The organism is Sphingomonas sp. 37zxx (assembly GCF_000786205.1).
Taxonomy (GTDB): Bacteria; Pseudomonadota; Alphaproteobacteria; order Sphingomonadales; family Sphingomonadaceae; genus Sphingomonas.
In genome coordinates this window covers 30,181-52,388 of sequence record NZ_JROH01000014.1, presented here as the reverse complement: position 1 = coordinate 52,388, position 22,208 = coordinate 30,181, and the positions used below count along the sequence as shown (strand labels likewise).

At 63.4% G+C, this 22,208-nt stretch carries 27 protein-coding genes; 21 read left to right on the top strand and 6 right to left on the bottom strand.

Features of this window, described 5'->3' with window-relative positions; all coding sequences use genetic code 11:
• The first annotated feature begins 1 nt into the window (after position 1).
• The 7 genes from QU44_RS08395 to QU44_RS08365 are packed head-to-tail and all read left to right on the top strand — an operon-like array spanning position 2 to position 4,344.
• Positions 2-1,027, top strand: coding sequence for a protein-glutamate methylesterase/protein-glutamine glutaminase (locus tag QU44_RS08395; protein ID WP_033921526.1), 1,026 nt, complete (start codon positions 2-4; stop codon positions 1,025-1,027).
• 16 nt (positions 1,028-1,043) lie between these two features.
• Positions 1,044-1,433, top strand: coding sequence for a response regulator (locus QU44_RS08390; protein WP_033921494.1), 390 nt, complete (start codon positions 1,044-1,046; stop codon positions 1,431-1,433).
• 4 nt (positions 1,434-1,437) lie between these two features.
• A complete protein-coding gene (locus QU44_RS08385) occupies positions 1,438-1,959 on the top strand; it encodes a chemotaxis protein CheD (RefSeq protein WP_033921493.1) in 522 nt (173 codons plus the stop codon).
• Between the two features lie 54 nt (positions 1,960-2,013).
• Entirely contained in the window at positions 2,014-2,307 is a 294-nt protein-coding gene (locus QU44_RS08380) for a hypothetical protein (RefSeq protein ID WP_033921492.1), read from the top strand.
• Positions 2,308-2,313: 6 nt separating this feature from the next.
• Positions 2,314-3,174: a flagellar motor protein MotB gene (locus QU44_RS08375; protein ID WP_033921491.1), complete on the top strand. Its 861-nt coding sequence runs from the start codon at positions 2,314-2,316 to the stop codon at positions 3,172-3,174.
• Between the two features lie 13 nt (positions 3,175-3,187).
• The gene (locus tag QU44_RS08370; RefSeq protein ID WP_033921490.1) at positions 3,188-3,628 is read left to right on the top strand and encodes a flagellar basal body-associated FliL family protein; all 441 of its coding nucleotides are present in this window, start codon (positions 3,188-3,190) and stop codon (positions 3,626-3,628) included.
• 56 nt (positions 3,629-3,684) lie between these two features.
• A complete protein-coding gene (locus QU44_RS08365; RefSeq protein ID WP_052134497.1) occupies positions 3,685-4,344 on the top strand; it encodes a PilZ domain-containing protein in 660 nt (219 codons plus the stop codon).
• Here QU44_RS08365 and fliP read toward each other — a convergent pair.
• From fliP to QU44_RS08350, 3 genes are read right to left on the bottom strand one after another with little or no spacing between them, the layout of a single operon-like run.
• A complete protein-coding gene (gene fliP / locus QU44_RS08360) occupies positions 4,319-5,035 on the bottom strand; it encodes a flagellar type III secretion system pore protein FliP (protein WP_131602433.1) in 717 nt (238 codons plus the stop codon). The genes QU44_RS08365 and fliP overlap by 26 nt on opposite strands.
• A 10-nt stretch (positions 5,036-5,045) precedes the next feature.
• The gene (locus QU44_RS18195; protein WP_156141034.1) at positions 5,046-5,726 is read right to left on the bottom strand and encodes a FliO/MopB family protein; all 681 of its coding nucleotides are present in this window, start codon (positions 5,724-5,726) and stop codon (positions 5,046-5,048) included.
• Entirely contained in the window at positions 5,726-5,962 is a 237-nt protein-coding gene (locus QU44_RS08350; RefSeq protein WP_033921488.1) for a FliM/FliN family flagellar motor switch protein, read from the bottom strand. Before QU44_RS08350 ends, QU44_RS18195 begins: the two co-directional genes overlap by 1 nt.
• A gap of 113 nt (positions 5,963-6,075) precedes the next feature.
• Between QU44_RS08350 and flgC the strand changes: the two genes are divergently transcribed.
• From flgC to flhB, 5 genes are read left to right on the top strand one after another with little or no spacing between them, the layout of a single operon-like run.
• A complete protein-coding gene (gene flgC / locus QU44_RS08345) occupies positions 6,076-6,483 on the top strand; it encodes a flagellar basal body rod protein FlgC (RefSeq protein ID WP_033921487.1) in 408 nt (135 codons plus the stop codon).
• An 11-nt stretch (positions 6,484-6,494) separates the two neighbouring features.
• Positions 6,495-6,812, top strand: a complete 318-nt coding sequence (locus QU44_RS08340; RefSeq protein ID WP_033921486.1) for a flagellar hook-basal body complex protein FliE — start codon at positions 6,495-6,497, stop codon at positions 6,810-6,812.
• A 4-nt stretch (positions 6,813-6,816) separates the two neighbouring features.
• Positions 6,817-7,080 (top strand): flagellar biosynthetic protein FliQ, encoded by a 264-nt coding sequence (locus QU44_RS08335; protein ID WP_033921485.1) that lies wholly within the window; start codon positions 6,817-6,819, stop codon positions 7,078-7,080.
• A 3-nt stretch (positions 7,081-7,083) separates the two neighbouring features.
• The gene (gene fliR, locus QU44_RS08330; protein WP_033921484.1) at positions 7,084-7,836 is read left to right on the top strand and encodes a flagellar biosynthetic protein FliR; all 753 of its coding nucleotides are present in this window, start codon (positions 7,084-7,086) and stop codon (positions 7,834-7,836) included.
• Between the two features lie 3 nt (positions 7,837-7,839).
• Positions 7,840-8,904: a flagellar biosynthesis protein FlhB gene (gene flhB / locus QU44_RS08325; RefSeq protein ID WP_033921483.1), complete on the top strand. Its 1,065-nt coding sequence runs from the start codon at positions 7,840-7,842 to the stop codon at positions 8,902-8,904.
• Positions 8,905-8,931: 27 nt separating this feature from the next.
• Here flhB and QU44_RS08320 read toward each other — a convergent pair whose 3' ends face one another.
• Positions 8,932-9,333: a flagellar assembly protein FliX gene (locus QU44_RS08320; protein ID WP_033921482.1), complete on the bottom strand. Its 402-nt coding sequence runs from the start codon at positions 9,331-9,333 to the stop codon at positions 8,932-8,934.
• A gap of 83 nt (positions 9,334-9,416) precedes the next feature.
• Here QU44_RS08320 and QU44_RS08315 point away from each other — a divergent pair, with 83 nt between their 5' ends.
• The 3 genes from QU44_RS08315 to QU44_RS08305 are packed head-to-tail and all read left to right on the top strand — an operon-like array spanning position 9,417 to position 11,279.
• Entirely contained in the window at positions 9,417-10,529 is a 1,113-nt protein-coding gene (locus QU44_RS08315; RefSeq protein ID WP_033921481.1) for a flagellar basal body P-ring protein FlgI, read from the top strand.
• Positions 10,529-10,867 carry a rod-binding protein gene (locus QU44_RS18655; protein ID WP_033921521.1) on the top strand — a complete coding sequence of 113 codons (339 nt, stop codon included), beginning with the start codon at positions 10,529-10,531 and terminating at the stop codon, positions 10,865-10,867. Before QU44_RS08315 ends, QU44_RS18655 begins: the two co-directional genes overlap by 1 nt.
• Positions 10,857-11,279, top strand: coding sequence for a flagellar biosynthesis protein FlgN (locus QU44_RS08305; RefSeq protein ID WP_033921480.1), 423 nt, complete (start codon positions 10,857-10,859; stop codon positions 11,277-11,279). The genes QU44_RS18655 and QU44_RS08305 overlap by 11 nt, the downstream gene beginning before the upstream one ends.
• Positions 11,280-11,656: 377 nt before the next feature.
• Here the strand turns inward: QU44_RS08305 and QU44_RS08300 are convergent, their stop codons facing one another.
• Positions 11,657-12,070: a flagellar basal body protein gene (locus QU44_RS08300; RefSeq protein WP_033921479.1), complete on the bottom strand. Its 414-nt coding sequence runs from the start codon at positions 12,068-12,070 to the stop codon at positions 11,657-11,659.
• Positions 12,071-12,072: 2 nt separating this feature from the next.
• Positions 12,073-14,775 carry a hypothetical protein gene (locus QU44_RS08295; RefSeq protein ID WP_231621672.1) on the bottom strand — a complete coding sequence of 901 codons (2,703 nt, stop codon included), beginning with the start codon at positions 14,773-14,775 and terminating at the stop codon, positions 12,073-12,075.
• A gap of 139 nt (positions 14,776-14,914) precedes the next feature.
• Between QU44_RS08295 and QU44_RS08290 the strand changes: the two genes are divergently transcribed.
• The 6 genes from QU44_RS08290 (at position 14,915) to flhA (ending at position 22,164) form a co-directional block, all read left to right on the top strand.
• Entirely contained in the window at positions 14,915-15,949 is a 1,035-nt protein-coding gene (locus QU44_RS08290; protein ID WP_033921477.1) for a flagellar motor switch protein FliG, read from the top strand.
• A 34-nt stretch (positions 15,950-15,983) separates the two neighbouring features.
• Positions 15,984-16,646: a FliH/SctL family protein gene (locus QU44_RS08285; protein ID WP_033921519.1), complete on the top strand. Its 663-nt coding sequence runs from the start codon at positions 15,984-15,986 to the stop codon at positions 16,644-16,646.
• Between the two features lie 144 nt (positions 16,647-16,790).
• Complete coding sequence (gene fliF / locus QU44_RS08280; protein WP_033921518.1) at positions 16,791-18,356, top strand: flagellar basal-body MS-ring/collar protein FliF; 1,566 nt, start codon at positions 16,791-16,793, stop codon at positions 18,354-18,356.
• Between the two features lie 17 nt (positions 18,357-18,373).
• Positions 18,374-18,733: a flagellar motor switch protein FliN gene (gene fliN / locus QU44_RS08275; RefSeq protein ID WP_033921517.1), complete on the top strand. Its 360-nt coding sequence runs from the start codon at positions 18,374-18,376 to the stop codon at positions 18,731-18,733.
• A 3-nt stretch (positions 18,734-18,736) separates the two neighbouring features.
• Positions 18,737-20,068, top strand: a complete 1,332-nt coding sequence (locus QU44_RS08270; RefSeq protein ID WP_033921476.1) for a sigma-54-dependent transcriptional regulator — start codon at positions 18,737-18,739, stop codon at positions 20,066-20,068.
• A gap of 14 nt (positions 20,069-20,082) precedes the next feature.
• Positions 20,083-22,164: a flagellar biosynthesis protein FlhA gene (flhA, locus tag QU44_RS08265; RefSeq protein ID WP_033921475.1), complete on the top strand. Its 2,082-nt coding sequence runs from the start codon at positions 20,083-20,085 to the stop codon at positions 22,162-22,164.
• The last annotated feature ends 44 nt before the right edge of the window (positions 22,165-22,208 follow it).

The window sequence follows — 22,208 nt, the reverse complement described above, 5'->3', positions numbered from 1 at the left end:
GATGCAACCTCCTGTACGGGTATTGATCGTCGACGACAGCGCATCGATGCGCGCCGTGTTGAAACGCACGCTGTCAGCCGATCGTGAGATTGAAGTGGTCGGTGTCGCCCCTGAGCCCGAAGTGGCACGGGCGATGATCAAGGAACTCAACCCCGACGTCATCACGCTCGACATCGAAATGCCGGGCATGGATGGCCTGTCGTTTCTCGAACGGATCATGCGCCTGCGGCCGATGCCGGTGGTCATGTGCTCGACGCTTACCGCGCGTGGGGCCGAGGCTACGATCGAGGCACTTCGCCTGGGCGCGGTCGACTGTATCGCCAAGCCGACGGGCAACCCGCTGGACATTGCGCTGAGTTCGGAGCGGCTGTGTGCGACGGTGAAGGCCGCAGCGCGATCGACGGTGCAGCGTGCAGCGGATGCGGGTACGCCGCTCAAGCCATCGCCGCCCGGCACCTTGCGCGACGTGGTGATCGCGATCGGCGCATCGACCGGCGGGGTCGAGGCATTGTTCCACATCCTGAAGGCGCTGCCGGTGCATTGCCCGCCGATTCTGGTGGTCCAGCACATGCCGGCCGCCTTCACGCCGGGCTTCGCCGCACGTCTGAACGGCGAGTGTGCGCTTAACGTCGTAGAAGCGCAGGATGGGACGCCGATCGCCACCGGGACCGTCTATATTGCTCCTGGGGGGTCAAGACATATGGAACTGATTGGGGGCATTCACGGTCGGATCAAATTGCGGGCGGCTGAGCCCTATAGCGGCCATCGCCCGTCGGTGGACGTCTTGCTCCACTCGGTCGCACAGCTTGGTCCATCGGCGGTCGGCGTCATGCTGACCGGCATGGGCTCCGACGGTGCCGCCGGGATGCTCGCGATGCGACAGGCCGGTGCTCGCACGCTTGGCCAGAGCAAGGAAACCTGTGTCGTCTACGGCATGCCGCGCGCAGCGTTCGCGCTGGGCGCCGTGGAGCGCGAAATTGCCTTAACCGCCATGCCCGGGGCTATCCTCGGCGCATGCCGCAAATGAAGTTTGGAAGCGATTGATGCCAGCCGCAGCTGCAATCAAGGTGATGGTGGTCGATGACCAGACCAGCATGCGCGCGATGATCCGCCGTACCCTGCAAGATTTGGGGTTCAAGGATATTCGCGACAAGGCTGGCCCGGTGGACGCCCTTGGCGCGATCCGTTCGGATCGGGTCCACCTGATCATTTCGGATTACAACATGCCAGACATGGACGGTCTGCAGTTCCTGGAGGAAGTGCGTAAAGATCCTGTGATCGGGAAAACTGTATTCATCATGCTGACCGGCTCTGCCGATCGCGACATTGTGCAGAAGGCCGCTGCATTGGGAGTGAACAACTACGTCGTGAAGCCGTTTTCCGCAGCCGCGCTCAAGGAAAAGATCGAGCGCGTCTTCGGCGAATTGTCTTAACGCCATGCGCCGCGTTTCCATCATCCAGGGTGAGAACCACGTATCCGGTGATCCGGACGTGGTGATCTCGACATTGCTGGGATCGTGTGTGGCGGTATGCTTGCAGGATCCCGAGAGCCGCGTCGGGGGCATGAACCATTTCCTGCTGGGGGAACCGGGCAAGGACGACGATATCCGACAAGCCGATCTGCAGCGCTATGGCGTGCATGCCATGGAGCTGTTGATCAATGCCCTGATGCGCAAGGGCGCATCGCGCTCGCGCATGCGCGCCCATCTTTATGGTGGGGCCAACATCATTGCCGGGCTGGGGTCGATCGGCGCCAACAACGCGGCCTTTGCCCGCAGGTTCATGGAAACCGAGGGCATTGCGATCGGTCACTGCGATCTGGGCGGCACGCATGCCCGGCGCGTGGAATTCATACCCTATGAAGGCAAGGCCCGCTCGCGTGCGGTTGCCGAGCCACCCAAGATCGTTCGCGCGCCGGTGGTGTTGCCGGCAGGCGATGGCGATCTGGAATTGTTCTAATCGCGTCGCTGGCGTCGGTTTTCTTTCAGCACTTCGGAACAGGCTTCAAGAGCTATGGCACAAATCGATAACCTCGCCGGGACGCTCTATGCTGCCATCGCGACCGAAATCCGCGATGTACGGATGCTGATCGAGCAGCTTGCGGACACGTTGGTGTCCGACGAGGCGTTTGCCATGGCGTATATGGAACAGCTCCAGACCTTTGACCTGGTCATCCAGCGCGCTGACGAGAGTGCCGATCTGCTCGACCGGATGGCAAAAGGCGCCAAGTCGGTGGACGCGGTCAGCCAGGTTCGGCTGGGTATCGTGCAGGACAAGCTGCGCTCGGCGCTGTCGCTGGCGGCCTGATCGGTCATGGCGCTCGCACCCAAGGCAAAAGAACCGACGATTGTCATCCGCAAGGTAAAGAAGGGCGGCCATGCGGCGCATCATGGCGGCGCGTGGAAGGTCGCCTATGCCGATTTCGTGACCGCGATGATGGCCTTTTTCATGCTGCTCTGGTTGCTTGCCAATCCCGACAAGGCACAGTTGAAGGGACTGGCCGAGTATTTCTCGCCCGAAAGCCCGAATTCGGTGTCGTCCGCCCCGATGTCTTCGGCGGCAGGCAGCCGGCCCGTGGCCGGGGGGCAACCCCGCAAGGCCCCCGCCGATACCAATCGGGCGCGCCAGCCAGCCAGCACCCCCCAAACGCAAAGCGGCAAGGGGCGCGGGGCGACCGCTACCGCACCTGATGCATCGATGCGGATCATGGCGGCGGAACTGCGGGTCGCACTCGAAACACAGCCCGACAACCAAAGCAGCATGCGCGTCGAAACCGACCGCGAAGGCGTGCGGATCACGCTGATGGATACCAAGGGCCGGTCGATGTTCGTCGCCGGCACTGCCACGCTCAACCCTTTCGCTCGCGTCATGCTTTCCACGGTTGCGCGCAAGATGGCACCATCGGGCGCGCAGATCGCGATCGAGGGGCATACCGACGCCATCGGCGGCCAGAGCGACGCGAATTGGCGGCTGTCGAGCGAGCGTGCACTGGCGGCGCGATCTACGATGATCGCCGCAGGGCTGACGCCTGACCGCTTTACCGAGGTCGTCGCGCTGGCAGGTACGCAGCCTGTGTATCCCGGCCAGCCCGACCGCCCCGAAAATCGCCGCATCACCATCATCGCCGTGGGCGAAGCACCGACGCTGCCCAGCGATACAAGCTTCAAATTTTGAGATTGGACCAGGAGTGAAACCAGTATTAGCGCTGCCGCTGCTGGCACTGGCGGGAATTGGCGTCGGTGGCGGTGCCGCGTTCGGCGTGCGAACGCTGATGCCCGCGTCCGAAGCCCAGCCCGAACAGCCTGTCGCCGAGATGACGACCAGCTTTACCCCGACCGGCAAGATCCTCGCCCCGCTGGTATATGCTGACGGGCGGCTGTCGGGCTACGTTCAGTTCGACGTGCAATTGGAAACGAACGAGGAGGATGCGGCATTCGTGACGCCGCGCATGCCGGTGCTGCTGAACGCCATCAACATGCGTACGTTTCGCGCGCCGATGGCCAGCGGCCCTGACGGCATGCTTCCCAATCTGGAGGTTTTTCGCAAGCTGGTGAAGGCGTCGGCAGATGAAGCGTTCGGCCCCAAGGTGGTTCGCCGGGTCGTCATCACGCAGGCCGGCCCGGCATGACACGGGCGCGTTCCTATGCCCGCAGATCGATTGTTTTTCGCAAAGGAGTGTTGGACATGGCCGCAGCGTCACCCACCCGCGAGGACACCGCGCTGAAGTCGCGCGATGCCCGTCTGACGACCATCTTCCTGGTCGGTCGCCTCTCCGACGGCATGCGCGACGATCTGTGCCGCATTCGTAACATCTCCACCGGCGGCATGCGGATCGAGACGCTGGCCCCGGTCGATCGCGGCCAGCCCATCTGTGTCGAGCTGAAAAACGGCGTGACGGTCCGATCCGAAGTGGTCTGGACCAAGGATGGCTCGGCCGGGGTTCGGTTCATCGCGCCGGTAGACATCGCGCAAGTGCTGGCCCCGCCGGCCAAGGCACCGCGCGTACGCAATGGCGTGGTCCCACGCGCACCCAGGCTGACCGCTGATTGCCCGGTGGTCGTGCGCCATGAAGGCCATATCGCGGCGGCAGTGCTGGTCGACGTTTCACAGGGCGGCGCGCGCGTGCGGGCAAACGGCACGCTTGGCGTTGGTGATTGCGTGGTGCTGTGTATTCCGATGCTCGGGTCCAGGCGCGCGCTGGTGCGCTGGGTCAGCGACGATATGGTCGGCCTGGCTTTTGCCGAAAAGCTGGGGTTTGCCGAGCTGGCGCAGTGGCTGGCACGCCCCGAACGCTTTGCGCGGGGGCGTGCCAGTCTCGTCAACTTACCCCGCCAAAACTCCTGACCAGCGACCCCGCGACCAGCGCCCAGCCATCGACCAGCACGAAGAAGATGATCTTCATCGGCAGGGCGATGGTCGGCGGTGGCAGCATCATCATACCCATCGCCATCAGCACCGCCGACACCGCAAGATCGATGATCAGGAACGGCAGCAGCAGCAGGAAGCCGATTTCGAACGCGCGCCGAAGCTCCGAGATCATGAATGCGGGCATCAGCGTGGTCAGCGGCATTTCGGCGCGCGTGACCGGGGGTTTGCCCGACAATTGGGAAAATAGCCGCAGGTCGTCGGTGCGAACATGTTTCAGCATGAACTGCCGAAATGGTTCGGCGGTCTTGGTGAAGGCTTCCTGTTCGGTCATCGTGCCGGCGCTGTAGGGCGATACGCCCTGCTCCCATGCCTGTTCAAACGTCGGTGCCATCACGAAGAACGACAGGAACAGCGCGAGGCTGATGATGACCGGGTTGGGCGGCACGCCCTGTGCGCCGATCCCGGTTCGCAGCAGCGAAAGCGCCACCACGATACGGGTGAACGACGTGACCGTCATCAGGATTCCGGGAGCCAGGCTGAGCACCGTCAGCATCATGACCAGCATGATCGCGCGGCTCGAAACCGATCCTTCGCCAAGGTTGATGGCTGCCGACTGGGCAAAAGCCAAGGTCGGCACCGCCGTCGCGATCGCGACTCCGGCTAGCATCAGGGGCCATTTACGCAACGTCCGTCTCCTGCGGTGTTTCGACGGCTGTGGCGCGTCTGGTTCGCGTGCCCCCTGGCAGGGGCACGGGTGGCTGCATCGCGTCCGTTGACGGGGCCGCTGCAGCGGGTTCGGTTCGAGGGGCGGGCGATGCACCGGTCGGATCGACGGTTGCGTCAGCGGCGGTGGCAGCGACAGGCGCGGTGCCCGATCGCGCTGAGGCGATCGAACGAGCGGCATGTTCCAGCGCGCTGGTGAATGCAGCCGCGGCCGGTGCGGTCCGTTGCCGGGCACGATCGACCAGGATCGAGAAACTCTCGACCGCTTCGGCGGCTGCCGCTGCGCGCGCCTCGCGCTGTTCTTCGCGGCGGACGGCGGCTTCGGCGCGAGCCAATGCCCGTTCCTCCTCAGCGGCAATATCGGTGGCATCCTTGGTGATCGCGTTTTCGATGATCAGGTGACCCTCGGGCGCGATCAGCATCAGATGCTCATGGCCATCGCGCCGGACCAGGGCGATCATCCGCCTGCCATCGATCGGCAGCGTCTCGATCAGCTCGAGACGGCGGTCGATGCTGCTGATGGCGCGACCGGGCAGGCGCAGGTCAAAGCGGCGAACCATCCACAGCGCGCCAGACAGGATGGCCAGCACCACCGCCAGGCCACCGAGCATCCGCAATAATGACGAAGGATCCATCAGTTGCGGATCCGCTGCACGACTTCGCTGATTTCGAGCGACATCTGGTCGCCATCGACCATCACCTTGCCCTTGGCGATCAGCTCGCCGTTCACATAGACCAAAGTGGGGTCTTCATGGCCGCAATCCAGCGGGATCATCGCGCCGCGACCCATTTTCAGGATCTGGCGGATCGGCACCTGCGCCGACCCCAGAACGATGGACATGTCCACATAAATATCATCGAGCACGCTCATCGCCACGATCTCCTTCTTGTCGGATTATAGGAAAAGTTTCCGCGAAGACGCCGGGCTAGGCAATTTTTGCCTATAACTGAATCGACGGCCAATTCGGCCACCGGAGACCATGAATGGATTTGAAAACTTCGTTGGGCGTGTCCGCATCGGGATTGCGGGCGCAGTCGCTCCGCATGCGAGTGATCGCCGAAAACCTTGCCAATGCGGACTCGGTTTCGCGCACGCCCGGCGGCGACCCGTATCGCCGGCGCATGCCAAGCTTCAAGTCGGAGGTGGATCGCTCGACCGGTGCTACCGGCGTGACCGTCGCGTCGGTCGAGAGCGACAGAAGCGATTTTCGCCGCGTGTACAAGCCCGGCAGTCCGGCCGCCGACGCTGCCGGCTATGTCAAAATGCCCAACGTCAATTCATTGGTCGAATCCGCCGACATGAAGGCGGCGCAGCGATCCTATGAAGCCAATCTCAGCGCGATCGAGGCCGCCAAGGGCCTGACGATGCGCACCATCGACCTTCTGAAATAAGGATTGCTAACATGTCTATTGGAGCATTGGACGCGGTATCGGCCTATGGCCGCGTACTCGGCGCTGGCAAGGCGCCGGCAATCACCGAAAACGAAGGCGCCGGCGACAGCGGCGGCGCCTTTGGCAACATGGTGGAAAAGCTGATCGGCGATGCCGCCACTTCGATGCGCAGCGCCGAGGCGGCAAGCGCCCAGCAGGTTGCCGGCAAGGGCGACCTGATCGACGTGGTCACCGCGGTCGGTGCGGCAGAGACTGCGCTCGACACCGTCGTCGCGGTGCGTGACCGGATGGTGAACGCCTACTCCGAAATCATGCGGATGCAGATCTAGGGCGATGGATTCGTTCGTCGCAATCGAACTGGCCAAGGCCGCGATGATCCTGGTGCTGACGATCGTCGGCCCGATGCTGATCACCTCGCTGGTGGTGGGGGTCGTGATCGGGTTGTTCCAGGCGCTCACGCAGGTGCAGGAAATGACCCTGACCTTCGTTCCCAAATTGATGGCGATCGGGCTGGTCATGCTGTTGTGCCTGCCGATGATCGGCACGGCGCTCAGCAACTTCATGGGGCTGATCACCGACCATATCGTGCGCGGTTGAGCCATGGACGATCTGCCGGCCCAGGCCGCGACCTTCTTCATCCTGTTTGCGCGCGTCGGCGCGATCCTGATGCTGTTGCCGGTCTTTTCGGAAGACGCGGTGCCGGGCAAGATCCGCTTGATGCTCGCGCTGTCGATGAGTGCCGGCCTGTGGTCGATCATCGGCGCAAAGATTACGCCGGTGGCAGCCGACAGCGTGATGCTGCCCGGCATTCTGATCGCCGAGATCCTGACCGGGCTGGCGATCGGCATGATCGTCAAGATTTTCTTCATGGCCATCGCCATGGCGGGGTCGATCATCAGCCTGCAAGTCGGCCTGTCGTCGGCGCTGATCAATGATCCGGCGCAAGGCGGGCAGGCGGCGGTGCTGTCGAAACTGGTGAACGTCGCCGCGGTCGTCGTCTGCATGGCGGCGGGGCTGCATCATCTGTGGATCGCGGCGATCGTTCGTTCCTATGCGCTGTTTCCGGTCGGGGTATTACCGCCGGCTGCCGATTTCGCGATGCTGGCGGTGACGACGATCGGCAAGGCGATGAGCCTGGCGATCAGCCTTTCGGCACCGCTGCTGATCTATGGCATCGTGTTCAACATGGCGTTGGGCCTGTCCACCCGGCTGGCTCCCGCCATCCAGGTGTTTTTCCTGATGCAGCCGCTGAACCTGCTGCTTGGCGTGACGCTGTTCGCCAGCATGATCGGCGGCATCCTTACGGTGTTTTCCGATGCGATGATGGTGTGGATGCAGACGAGTTGGGTGTGATCGATGGCGACTGACCAGGACCAGAAAACCCACGACCCAACCGACAAGAAGCTAAGCGACGCGCGGGCCAAGGGCGACATCGCCACCGCGACCGAGATGCGGCATCTGGTGATGTTCCTGGCCGCGATCGTGGTGGCGGGGGGCTTTGGCACCTGGACGTTGGCGCAGGTCGGGCCGCTGCTGGTGGGCCTGTGGGGCAATGCCGACGATTACCGGATGGAGCCCTATGGCGCGCAGGCGTTTGCCACCGGCGTGATGGGCGGCGTCGCCAGCAGCCTCCTGCCGATCCTTGGCATGTTGTTCGGTTCGGCGATGTTGATCCTGTTCGTTCAGGGGCGGCCGACCCTGTCGTGGTCGCGGGTGAAGCCCAAATTTTCGAAACTGTCGCCCTTCACCGGCTTTGGCCGCGTCTTTGGCAAGCGTTCGATGGTCGAATTCCTCAAGACGTTGGCCAAATGCGCGGTGGTGATCACCATTGCGGCGATGCTGATCGTGCCGCGCATGGTCGCACTCGACCATCTGATCGATGCCGAACCGCGCGCGATCGCCCAGGCGGCGAGCGGGCTGGTGCAACAACTGATCCTGGCGGTGGCGATCCTGGTCGGGATCATCGCGGCGTTCGATTTCCTCTATCAGCGATATTCCTATTTCCAGCGCATGAAGATGTCGCTGCAAGAGATAAAGGATGAGCATAAGCAAAGCGAGGGCGACCCCAAGATCAAGGCCAAGATCCGTCAGATCGGGATGCAGCGCGCCCGCCAGCGGATGATGGCGGCGGTGCCGACTGCCAGCGTGATCGTCACCAACCCGACCCATTACGCCGTCGCGCTGAAATATGATCACGGCACGATGGCGGCACCGGTCGTGGTGGCCAAGGGCGTTGATCTGGTGGCGATGCGTATTCGTGAGGCGGCGACTGCGGCGGGGGTGCCGATCGTCGAAAGCCCGCCGCTCGCTCGCGCACTCTATGCCAGCGCCGCGATCGATCGACCCATCCCGACCGAGCATTTCAAGGCGGTCGCGGAAATCATCGGCTATGTCATGCGGTTGGCAAGCCGGAAGGGTTGAGCTGCCGCAACATGCAGCGGATTTACTTCAGATGACGATGTTGTGTTTTGCCAATTCCACCTTCATGCGAAGCTCGAGCTCTTGCAGCAATACGGCGATCGCCGGATCATGCGCTTCTTCGCGCGAAGCCGTCCAGGCAGCGATTTCCTGCAGCTTTTCAACCGGCGGAAGCCCAGCCAGCATAGCAGCATTCAGGCTCTCGAGCGCACGAAGGCCGCGATCGGCATGCGCGGCGATCCGCCGCCGCTGTTCAATCGGTCCGTCGCTGGCCGCCAATGCCACCAGCATTTCCACGCTGACGGGTTGGGCGGGTGCCGATGCCGGCGCGGCATTGGGCACCGGTGCCTCGGCAGCCTGAAATGGCGGCACCTTTGGCAGCGCGGCGAGCAGCACAGATTGCAATGGAGCGGCGAGCCCGGTGATGCGCAAGGAATTTACCTTTCAGAGCCGGAAAACCATATTCTATCCTATAAGATACTATTCGCAAAGTGCCTATAAAACTCAGGAAATTCATGCAGCTCCTTCGTCGTGCTCTATATTTGCTGATTGCGCCGATGCTGGCGTGTGCGCCGTTGTCGGCATGGGCGAACCCGCGTATCAAGGATATTGTCGACGTCGAAAACGTCCGGCCCAACCAATTGGTTGGCTATGGACTGGTCGTCGGCCTGGCGGGTACCGGCGACCGGTTGCGGAACGCGCCGTTCACCGAAGAAACGATGCTCGCCATGCTCGAGCGGATGGGAGTTAGCGTTCGCGGCACCCAGATGCAGACGCTGAACGTCGCCGCGGTTTCTATCTCGGCGACGATGCCGCCCTTTGCGCGCGCCGGGTCGCGGATCGACGTCCAGGTTTCGTCACTTGGCGATGCTCTCAGCTTGCAGGGCGGCACATTGCTGGTGTCGTCGCTGCGCGCGCTTGACGGCGAAATTTATGCCGTGGCGCAGGGGCCGGTGGCGGTATCTGGGTTTAAGGCGCAGGGTGCGGGAGCGAGTATTTCGCGCGGCGTAACGACTTCGGCGCGGATCGCCGGCGGGGCGATCATCGAGCGCGAGGTGAACTTCGCCTTCAAATCGGCCACCAGCATTCGGCTTGCACTGAAAAACCCCGATTTCACCACCGCTCAGCAAGTTGCCGCAGTGATCAACGCGCGCTTTGCGGGCACCGCCGAAGTGCTCGATCCGGCGACGGTCGAGCTGGCGGCACGCGGCGGGTACGACGGATCGCTGATCAACCTGGTTTCGGCGATCGAGAATCTCGAGGTCAAGGTCGACCAGCCCGCGCGCATCGTCATCAACGAAGCATCGGGCACCGTCGTGATGAGCAGCGATGTCAAAATCAGCCCGGTTGCGATCGCACAGGGCGGGTTGACCATCAGCGTCAGCGAAACCCCCGAGGCGTCGCAGCCTGCACCATTCTCGAACGGCACCACCGAGGTGCTGCCACGCACCCAGATCGAGGTCGATGACGGCAGTGGCAAGTCGCTGGCGCTGCTGAAGGACGGCACGTCGCTCAAGGCGCTGGTCAGCGGCCTGAACACGCTGGGTGTCAGCCCTCGCGACCTGATCACCATATTGCAGGCGGTGCGAAGCGCTGGTGCCTTGCAGGCCGAGATCGTCGTCCAGTGATCGGCCAGATCGCCACCGTGGCTGCCCCGGCGCAGCCTGCCGCGTCCCCGCAAGCCCCGTCGTCGCCCGCCGTCACCAAGGCGGTCCGCGACGCGGCGGCAGCGCGGGACACCGCGCAGCAGTTCGAAGCGGTGTTCCTGGGCCAGATCACCAAGATGATGCTGGAAAGCGTCGAGAGCGACGATCAGTTTTCAGGCGGCGCGGGCGAGGAAATGTTTCGTGGCGTGCTGGCCGAACATATGGGCACGGCAATCGCCAGCGTCGGCGGCGTGGGCCTTGCCCCGTCGGTCCTGGCACAAATCATCAAGATGCAAGAGGATGCCGGTAATGGCGAATGACTTTATCGATCTGTTGGTGTCGCTGACGGCGATCATGGAAGAAGAAACCGATCGATTGCTGGCCCCCGGCCGGCACAATGATTTCGCCGAGATGGTGGTCGCCAAGACCAAGCTGGTCGGCGCGATCGAGGCGAAGATGGCGCAACATGCACGTACCCGCGATACCTGGCTCGCCACACTCGACGAAGAAACCAACGACCGGCTGATGACCGCGATCCGCGATCTGGGCGCGGTTGCCCAGGTCAATGCCAGCGTGCTCGAGCGGCAGATCGACTTGTCGTCGGAAATGATGAGTGTCGTGGCGACCGAGGCGCGTCGCCTGTCGGGCACGCGAAGCGCGATCTATGGCGCGAGCGGCATTTTGAGCCGCACCGAGACCGCAACCCCGATTTCGATCAACGCCACATTGTAACAGCAGGGTCGTGTTGATCGCGACCTTTGCCTAGTGGTCCTGGAGATTCTGACATTTGCTACCCCCTTCGGCTCAGTCAGGAGCAAATGTCAGAATCTCCAGGACCACTAGCAATTATTTGATTCTAGTGGATTGATTTTGACATTCGCAGCGAGAGCGTGCCGCAGGCGGGATGCGAATGTCAAAATCAATCCACTAGCGCCGCCGTATACCCACTCGATCACCACAGCCTGATGGCATCGTTGGTGGCTGGGCGGAGCGGCGGCGTTTTGGTTTCATGAGGTCGGGTCAGTGAACCGGGACAGGGTGCGGCCTGCAAACGGGGTCGTAGCCTTTGCCCATGTCCAGTCCGACCGCCCAGACGGGAACGTTCGCGCTTATCCGTTTCGACCGATGGCGCTTTTCAGCAGCCCCAGTTGCTTGCGGTACAGGCTGGTCACCGTCGCGAAATCGGCCTGGATCTGGCCCATCTTCAACAGCTGATCCTCCAGCGCCACATTGTTGCCGTCGGGCTTGGTCTCGCTGGTCGCTGAATCGAGCACGATGCTCGCGGTCATCGGCTGGCGTGCGCCCAATGCGGCCATGCCGCTGGTCAAGGTGATGCGCGGCCTGGAAACCGAAGGCTTGCCGCCGCCCTGCGACAGCAGATCGGCAAATTTGGGCTCGATAACCTCGCGCGCCTTGAAACCGGGCGTTTCGCTGTTGGCAATGTTCTGCGCGATCACCCGCTGGCGCTCGGACAGATGTTTCATCGAGACATGAATGCCTTCAAGCAGCGGCGAGGTTTTCATGGTCAGAATCCCGAGAAGAAGGCGTTGAAGGTGGTTTCGGGGGCTGGCGTCAGCCGAGCCAGGGCTGACTTGTAATTATCGAGCTGTGCCGCTTGTGCGGCGGTGAGCGCCGTCGAGCCTCTGACCCCGTCGGTCAGTGCGGCTTTGCCTGCATCCCAGTACATCGAACGATAGGCGGTCTGGGTGGTCGAGATCGCCGCGTTCAGCGCGGTCAGCGTCGCGGCGGCACCCTCGCGGGTCGAGACGTTTAGCCCTTCAGTCAAGGCAAGGCCGAAATTGCCGCCGGGCATGACCTTTGGCGCGCCACGCGCAGCCAAGATCGGAACGGCAAGGCGCGAAGGATCGAGCCCAAGCTTTGTCAGCGCATCCTTGCCCGGCGCGCCCGCGACAAGCGCGACCGACGATCCAGCGGTGGCATCGATGTTCAGCACCATCGAGCCGGACACGATGCTGGTTGCGACCTTCGCCTTAGATCCGGTGATCCGGCGAATGCGATCGGCCAGCGTCGTCAGCGTATCATCCGCCTGGATCACGATTTTTCGCGCCGGCCCGCCCTGGACACGCAGCGAAAATTCGTCGCCGGCGCGCAGGCTGGTCTGAGCCACCAGCGATTCGGATGCCGGCGGATTGAGGACACCGCGGCGCAAGCCAAGCGCGCCCAGGATGTTGTCGCCGCCCTCCGATGCCGCGATCCGCACCGGCTCGGTACGCAGCGCGGCCTGGCCGAACTGGTTGGTCGCCTGCACTATGCCGGTGACGGCATCTATCCGGCTGACAAAGCCGTCGACTGCGCCGCGCAATGCGCCACCCAGGTCACCGGTGGTGCGGCCACCGACGAATAGCGAGCCATTCATGAAGGCGATGCTGTCCACCTGATCGTCTCCGCTGGTGCTGAGATAGGTGGTGGAGGCGGTGGAGAGATTGCTGTCGATCCGCGTGACAAAGCCGTCGCGACTGGTGGTGCTGGCGGCATTGACCTGGGTACCGGCGATCGCGGCGGTGGTTGCGCCGACGACCGCGATCGAGCCGTCCTCGGCCACTGCGATCGCGCGCGCATCGGCGACGCCCAGCGTCAGGCTGCCAAGGTCGTTGGTCATGTCGGTCGAGCTGATGCTGCGGACGACCGCGGTGCCGCTCTGGTTCATCAGTGCCAGCAGATTGCCGTCTTGCCCCAGCGTCAGCGCGGTGATCGATTCACTGCCGCCATTGTCGATCCTGCGCCGTTCGACGAGCTTGCCCGTCGAATCGAGCCGGGCGAGAAACGCATCGCCGCCATTGCCGGCGGCGCGGCCGCCGACGAAGACCTGGCCATCGTTGCCAAGCACCAGCGCCCGCGCGGTATCGGCCCCGAACGAGGGGATGACAGTCGCGAACCGCTCATCGCCCTGCGACGAAAAGCGCGCGACGATCATGTCGCCATCGCGGTTCTGGCCGTCGAACGACCCGTTGACGGTGCCCGCGACCAGGATGTCGCCACTGGCCGAGATCGTTACCGCTGCGCCCTGCGCGCCGCCGGCGGCACCCAGGCTGCGCTGCCAGACGGTTTTGCCCTCGCTGTCCAGCTTGGTCAGGAACAGATCGTCCTTGCCGCTGGACCGGTTGGATTGCAGGTCGCCGCTGGTGGTGCCGACGACATAGCTGAATCCAGCCGCGTCGGTGGCAATCGCCTGCGACGTCGTATCCGCCATCACCGTGATCGGTGCGGCGGTAGTTTTTGGCGCGGGACGCGGTGCGACCAGCTTGGCCTGCGCGGTCGCGGTGGTGTCGATCGCCGAAATGGTGCCTTGCAGGCTGCGAGTCATGGCGTCGTCGGTGTCGGTGAAGCGAAGCACCTGCGTCGCCACCGGCTGCCCAAGCGCTGCCTGGCCGCTGACTGCGACCAGCGAATCGGCGGCATCGACCTGATCGATCGAAACCTGTTCGAGGCCGTTGGGTGCCTTGACCGAAAAGCCCCATTGCCCCGAGCTTTTGTCGGGCACGAACCGCACCAGCCAGCGCGGCCTGGGATTGCCCGAATCATCGAGCACGACCGAGCCGTCGGGATTGCGAAGCTGAATCTTCTCGATCTCGGCATTGATCGCGTCGGAGACTGAATCGAGCGTTGGCGGCTGCGGAGTCTGGGCAAGATCGACGACGATCTCGTCGCTTGCACCCGGCTTGTTGAGCGAAATGCGAAGCTTTTCGGTGCCGGTGATGCCCGGCAGCGGCGCGTCGCGCTCCTTCAAAATACCGGTGCCGGTGAACTTCGTTGGGTCGGCGCGCGCCACCGAGACGGTGGTGGCACGGCGCGTGGGCAGTCCGAAGGACAGTTCGAGCTTGTCCGTCGGTGCCTGCCCCAAAAAGGCCTGAAGGTCGGCCATTCCCTTGGCGAAGGTCGCCTCCAGCACCTTTCGCTGCGCGTCGGAGGTCCCCGTGCGCGTTGCCGCCGTCGCCAGCAATTTCAGCCGATCGAGCGCCTTGTAGGTCGTAAAGGCGGTCTGGACGTCGGGCGACCCGGCGTTCGGCAGCGAAGCCTTGGTGTCGATGATCGTCGACATCCGCCGGATCGCGGATAGCTGCACCGATTCAGGCGTGCGATCGGCCGGCTGCCGCCAGGGCGGCGTGGTTGGAGCGAGCGTGAACTGGGCCTTTGCGGCACGCACAGCACGCGATTCGAACGCGAGCGGCGCGGCAAAAATGCCGAAGCTGTTCGTGTTCGTCATCATCGACAAGGCCGCCAGGCCATTAGACAGATTAATTGTCACTGCATCGGCGCTCCTGCACGGTCGTTCCGCTTCCTTTCCTATAATAGAGGCATTGGGGGTCAGGATGCCGTGTCTGGCCGGTTAAAAAGTTTGGACGCTGATGAACATGATGGCGATTGGTGCGCAACCACCTGAACTAAAGCGATTTTCCGGCATGGAGCGGGCTGCTGCGCTGATGCTGGCTTTAGGCAAGGAACATGGCGCGCCGATCTGGGACGTGCTGTCGTCGGACGAGGTGCGCGAACTGTCCGCCTGTATCTCGCAGCTCGGCCGGGTGCCGTCGACCGTCGTGGAATATCTGCTGGTCCAGTTTTCGGGCGAAGTGTCGAGCATGGCTTCGCTCCACGGCTCGTTTGAAACGACCGAGCGGCTGCTGGACGGGATATTGCCCGAAGACCGCGTCAAAGAAATCATGGAAGATATTCGCGGCCCGTCGGGCCGGACGATGTGGGACAAATTGTCCAATGTCAGCGAATCGATTCTCGCGACCTATCTCAAGAACGAATATCCGCAGACCGTCGCGGTGATCCTGAGCAAGCTGAAGTCCGATCACGCCGCGCGCGTGCTGACCGAGCTGCCGCATGACCTGTCGGTCGACGTCATCATGCGGATGCTGCGCATGGATACGGTGCAGAAGGAAGTGCTGATCGAGGTCGAGCAAACGCTCAAGACCGAGTTCATGAGCAACCTGTCGCGATCGCAGCGACGCGATCCGCACGAAACGATGGCCGAAGTGTTCAACGCGCTCGACCGGGCGACCGAGGAAGCGATGCTGAGCGCACTCGACGATCGCGCGCCCGAGGCGGCGGAGCGTATCCGCGCGCTGATGTTCACGTTCGAGGATCTGGGCAATTTGCTGCCGCCGGCGATCGCGACGATCGTCCGCAATGCCGACAAGCGCCAGATGGCGCTGGCGCTGAAGGGTGCTCCGCCCGAAATCCGCACCCTGTTCTTTGGCGGCATGACCGAGCGCGCGGCCAAGCTGATGCGCGAGGATATGTCCGGCATGGGACCGATCCGCGCGCGCGAAAGCGAAGAGGCGCAAAGCGGACTGGTGCGGCTTGCCAAGAGCCTGGCCGATCGCGGCGAGATCATGCTGGTCGATCCCAAGAACGACGACGCGATGATCCTGTGACGCCTGTACGTCGCCATCGGATCGGGGGATGAACATGGCATTCCAAACCAAACCATTTGCGTTCGACCGGATATTTTCGACCGCCAAGGTGGAGGAAGCCGACGCTGTCGAAGCGTTGGCGGTCATGCGCGCGGAGCGTGACCTGTTGCAATCGCAACTGGAAACCGGCCTGGTCGTCGCGCGCGCCGAAGGGTTCGAGGCTGGGCTGGCGCAGGCGCGGTCGGAAACCGCGGTCGCGCTGCTGGCGGCCGCCGACGCGCTGCACGTGTCGCTCGAAGCGGTCGAAGAGGAATTCGCCGCGATCGAGCAGCGGCTTTCGACCGTCGCCGCCGACGTCGCGATGGCGGCGGCCGAGGGCCTTGCGGCGCGTGCGCTGGAGGCTGATCCGGCGCGTCCGATCGACGAGGCGATTGGCCGCGTCCTGCTACAGGTCGCACGCGGCCAGGAGTTGCGGGTGCATGTCCATCCCGACCTGCTCGAGAAAATGGAGGCGCTGATCGCCGAGCGGCAATCGCGCGATCGGCGGCGGCTGTCGCTGACCTTGTTCGCCGATGCCGCGCTACCGGTGGGAGACGCGCTGATTTCGTGGGAGCAAGGCGGCCTGGCGCTGGATGCGGCGGCGCGGCGCGCGGCGATCCTGGCCGAGCTCGACCTGATGTCGCCGAACCAGCCAAATATCGACACGACAACGAGATAACCGGCAAAAATTACCTACCCGGCAAAATGTTCCGCGATGCTTCTTCTATAATGAGAGGGCGGGGCCAAGGCTCTGACCACAGCATTGGGGCCGACTTTGAACGGATTGCAAAACTTCATCGGCCAGTTGGGCAAGGGCCGAGTGATGCTGATGGCGGGTGTCGCCATCGCATTGCTGGGCGTCCTTGCCGCAGTAGCGTGGCGCGGCAGCTCCAGCGAGCTGGGATTCCTCTACACCGACCTTGATCCGTCGGTGGCATCGTCGATCACGCAGAAGCTGTCGGCGCAGAATGTTCCTTTTCAGCTTTCGCCCGACGGCACGTCGATCATGGCGCCGCGCGAGCAGCTCGCCGAACTTCGCATGGCGATGGCGGGCGAGCGGCTGACCGGCAAGATCGGGTATGAAGTGCTCGATGCCGAAGAGCCGTTCGGCGTTTCCTCTTCCCGCGCGCGGATGAACGAAACCCGCGCGATCGAGGGCGAACTCGAAAAGTCGATCCAGAGCCTGGATAATGTCCAGCGCGCCCGCGTCCATATCGTGATGCCCGAACGCGCGATGTTCGCTGCCGAAACGCGCAAGGCGACGGCGGGGGTCACCGTCAAGACCAATGGTCGCCTGCCGGCCAACGCGGTGCAGGCAATCCGCTATCTGGTTTCCTCCTCGGTCCCCGAATTATCCGCCGACCAGGTGTCGATCGTCGATCAAAGCGGCGCTTTGCTGGCGCGGGCGGGTGAAGCCGACGAAGTCACCGGCTCGCAAGCCGATGATCGCCAGACCAGCATCGAGGGCCGGTTGCGCGCCCAGATCGAGGAAATGCTCGAGCCGATCGTCGGCATCGGCAAGGTCCGCGCGCAGGTTTCGGCGCAAGTGGGCCGCGACCAGACCCGCGAGGAGGTGAATGTCTTCGATCCCGACAAGCAGGTGATCGGGCGCCAGGTGACCGTCGAAAGCGGCGACCAGAGCGACGAAAACAGCGCGGCACCCGATGGTGCAACGGTCGGCGCGCAGCTGCCCGAGAACCAGGGGCTGGCCGCGACTGGCACCACGAATGGCGAGACGCGCAAAACCGCGCGCAACGAGACGTCCGAAGACATTACCTACCTCAACAGCCAGTCGCGCACGGTGACAGTGCGCGCGCCGGGCAAGCTGGCGCGGCTGACCGTCGCGGTGATGGTCGATAGCGGCAAGAAGGCGCTGCCTGCGCCCGAAATCGCGCGCCTGACCCGATTGGTGCAGAATACCGTCGGCTTCGATGCGGCGCGCGGCGACAGTGTTGTCGTTGAAAGCATGGCCTTTGCCGTCGACGATCCGATGGCCGACGAAGCGGCTGGCTGGTTCGACTGGGCTTCGTCCGATCAGCTCTACAGCTTGCTCAAGCTGGTGGTGATCGCGGCAGCCGGATTGATCGCGCTGCGGATGATGCGGCCCAAGCTGACGCCCGAACAGGTCGAGGAAGCCAAGCTGCTCGCCGATCAGAGTGCCGACGTGCAGGCGCTGGCCGCGCGCGGGGCCGAGGGCGATCCAGCGGCGCTGCTACAGATCGAACAGATGCGCGAGGCGGGCGAGGATGTCGCATTGCTCGACCAGGAAATCGCGCTCGCGCAGGTCGATGGGCGCATCAAGAACTCCTCGCTCAAGAAGATCGGTGAAGCAATCTCTGCCAGCCCTGCGGAATCGGCGTCTGTGATCCGCCAATGGATGAACTCATGATGGAAAACCCGGAGCCAATGGATTTCGATTCTCGCGACGTAGTGCCGGCAGCTGATTCAGCGCCATCCGATCAATTTCCGATCCTGGAAGATTTCGACGCGATCGACGAACAAGCGATGCCGATTACCGACGCCGTTGCCAGCTTGCAGGCGGTGCATGATGTGCCGGTTACTGTGCAGGCGGTGCTGGGACGGTCGCGGATCGCGATCGGGGAATTGATGCAGCTCAAGCAGCACGCCGTGATCGAGCTCGATCGCCGCGTCGGTGAACCGGTCGACATTTTTGTCAACAACCGGCTGATCGCGCGCGGCGAAATCGTGATGATCGAAAGTCTGCTGGGCGTGACGTTGACCGAAATCGTCCGCCAGGAGCGTTGAATCATGTTTTCGACCGACCCGGTACATCTTGTCCTGATCGGCAAGCCCAATGGGGCCTTTCATCTGGCCGCAGCAATGGCGCAGGACGCCGGTGCACAGGTTCGCCTTGCCGAAACCACGCTGGAGGCGCTGTCGATCCTGCGTGCCGTCGGCGGTGACATCGTGATGATCGATGTCGAAGAGGATGTTGCCGGGTTCATCGCGCAATTGCGATTGGAACGGATTGCCGTGCCGGTGCTGGCATGCGGCATCAATGCGTCTGCCGACCTGGCAGTGGCAGCGATTCGTGCCGGTGCGCGCGATTATGTGCCGCTGCCGCCACAGGCCGAACTGATCGCCGCTGCGCTGCTGTCGGTGGTCCGGCACGGCACGCGGATGATCGGCGACGATCCGGCATTCGTGCGTACCGTCCAGCTGGCGCTGGCGATCGCACCATCGAACGCGCCATTGTTGATCGTCGGGCCGATGGGCGCGGGCAAGGAAGTGATCGCGCGCACCGTGCATGGCGCGTCGGGCCGCAGGGGCCGCTATCTGGTGGTCGATTGCGATGCCGGCGACGATGAACTGCTGGAATCCGAATTGTTCGGCCACCGCGTCGGTGCGTTCGAGGGTGCGATTGCCGCGCGACGCGGCCGGGTCGACGAGGCTAGCGACGGCACCATCATGCTGCGCAACATCGATTCGCTGTCGGCGCCGTTGCAGGCGCGGGTGCTGGCCATGCTGCACGGGCAAGTGCTGCCACCCGGCGGCGGGAGCCTTTTGTCGCTGGGCGCACGGGTGATTGCCAGCACCACCCTCGATCCCGATCAGGCGGTTGCCGCCGGCCGTTTCAACCCGAACCTGCTGGCGCGGATCGGCCTGGTCCGGATCGTCATGCCGCCGCTTGGTGCGCGACCGGGCGACATCCTGCAGTTGGCCGATTATTTTGCTGAAGGCTTTGCACAGGCCAATGGCGTGCCGGTGCGTCGGTTCGACGCCGAGGCGATGACCGTGTTGCGGCACCATGACTGGCCGGGCAATGTGCGCGAACTGGAAGATACGATCCATCGCGCCGTCCTGCTCAACCGTGACGAGTGCATCGGCGCGGCGTCGATCGTTACCGCCGATGGTCATCCGCTGGGGGCAGATGCCGATAAACCGATTGAGCCGGACGCTATCCCCTTCGTCGCGCGAACGGTGGAGGATGTCGAACGCGACCTGATCCTGCAGACGCTTCGCCACTGCCGGGGCAATCGCACCTCGGCTTCGACCATTCTTGGCATATCGGTGCGGACGATGCGGAATAAGCTGCGGGCGTTCATGGACGCCGGCATTCCCGTGTCGCCGGCGTCTTGATCGGGTCACCTGGCATGAATTTCAATCTGGACGAGATGATCCGCCGGTTCGGCCTGGGCCGCGATCTGGCACTGGCGGGCGGCGTGATCGCGATCATCGCGATGCTGATCCTGCCGCTGCCGGCGTGGATGCTCGACATGGGGCTGGCGCTGTCGATCACCTTGTCGGTGATGATCCTGATGACGTCGCTGTTCATCGAAAAGCCGCTGGAGCTGTCGGCGTTTCCGACGATCCTGCTGATTTCGACAATGCTTCGGCTCGGCCTCAACCTGGCATCGACGCGGTTGATCCTGGGGCATGGCCATGAAGGCGTGCAAGCCGCAGGCGGTGTGATCGGCGCGTTCGGCGAATTCCTGATGGGCGGCGAGCCCGTGATCGGCCTGACGATCTTTGCGATCCTGGTCGTGATCAACTTCGTGGTGATCACCAAGGGTGCAGGGCGAATCGCCGAAGTCGCGGCGCGCTTCAGTCTGGATGCGATGCCGGGCAAGCAGATGGCGATCGACGCCGATCTGTCGGCCGGCATGATCACCGACGTCCAGGCGCGCGAGCGCCGCACCGAGATCGAAGCCGAAAGCGGCTTTTACGGCGCGATGGATGGTGCATCCAAATTCGTGAAGGGCGATGCGATCGCCGGCCTGTTGATCACCGCGATCAACATCGTCGTCGGGCTGATCATCGGCGTGGCGATCCACGGCGTGCCGTTTGGCGAGGCGTTCCACACCTATACCACTCTTACCGTCGGCGACGGGCTGGTCAGCCAGATTCCGGCGCTGATCGTTTCGACCGCGGCTGGCCTGCTGGTGTCGAAGGGCGGCATCGCGGGCAAGACCGGCAACGCGCTGGGCGTGCAGCTTGGCCGTTATCCCAAGGCGTTCGGCATGGTTGCGGTGCTGATGGGCCTGTTGGCGGTGCTGCCGGGGCTGCCGTTCGTGCCCTTCGCCGCCTTTGCCGGGCTGAGCGGCTGGCTGGCGTGGAAGATGAGCAAGCAGGCCGAGGCATCGGCACTGGTTGCGCGAATCGCCGAAGCCGAGGCCGAATTTGCCGCACAGCCAACCGATGAGCCGGTGTCGCGCACTCTGGCGATCGACGCGGTTCGGCTGGAAATCGGCTATGCCTTGCTGCCGCTGATCAACGATTCGAACGCCGAACCCCGGCTGGACGATCAGGTCCGCGCGCTGCGCCGGCAAATGGCGCTCGATTTCGGGTTCGTGCTGCCGGCGGTTCGCATCATCGACAATATGGCGCTGAAGGCGAACGAATATATCGTCTACATCAAGGAGACCGAAGCGGCGCGCGGCGAGATCCGGCTCGACAAATTGCTGGTCGTCAATGCCGGTGGCGGCAATCTGGGCATTGCCGGCGAAGAAACCCGCGAACCGGTGTTCAACCTGCCCGCCTTGTGGATCGACCGCAGCCTGCGCGACGAAGCCGGGGTGCGTGGGCTGACCGTGGTCGATTGCGGCACGATCATCACCACGCATCTGACCGAATTGGTGAAGGACAACATCGCCGACCTGCTGTCGTTCACCGAAACGCACAAGCTGATTACCGAAATCCACAAGGATTCGGAAAAGCTGGTGGCCGAAATCGTACCCGGCAAAATCTCGATCTCGGGGGTGCAGCGCGTGCTGCAAAACCTGTTGTCCGAGGGTATTTCGATCCGCGACATCCCCACGATCATGGAAGGCATTGCCGAGGCAGCGCCGGTTTCGAACAATATCGTCCAGATGACCGAGCATGTTCGCAGCCGGCTGGCGCGCCAGATTTCGGCGCAACAGACCAATGCCGGCGCGATCCCGATCCTGACACTGTCGCCGCATTGGGATGCCGAATTCGCGCAAAGCATCATCGGGCAGGGCGATGATCGCCACCTGGCGATGGCCCCGTCGAGCCTGCAGGCATTCATCGCCGATGTACGCGAAACCTATGACCGGCTGGCCGCCAGCGGCGAGATACCGTGCATGCTGACCAACCCGTCGATCCGCCCCTTTGTCCGCTCGATCATCGAACGGGTCCGGCCGGCGACGGTGGTGCTGTCGCAGAATGAAATCCATGCGCGCGCCCGGATTCGCGCATTGGGCACCATCGGCTGACCCCGGATGCGCCGGACCCTCTATAATAGATTTGTCGGTCTATG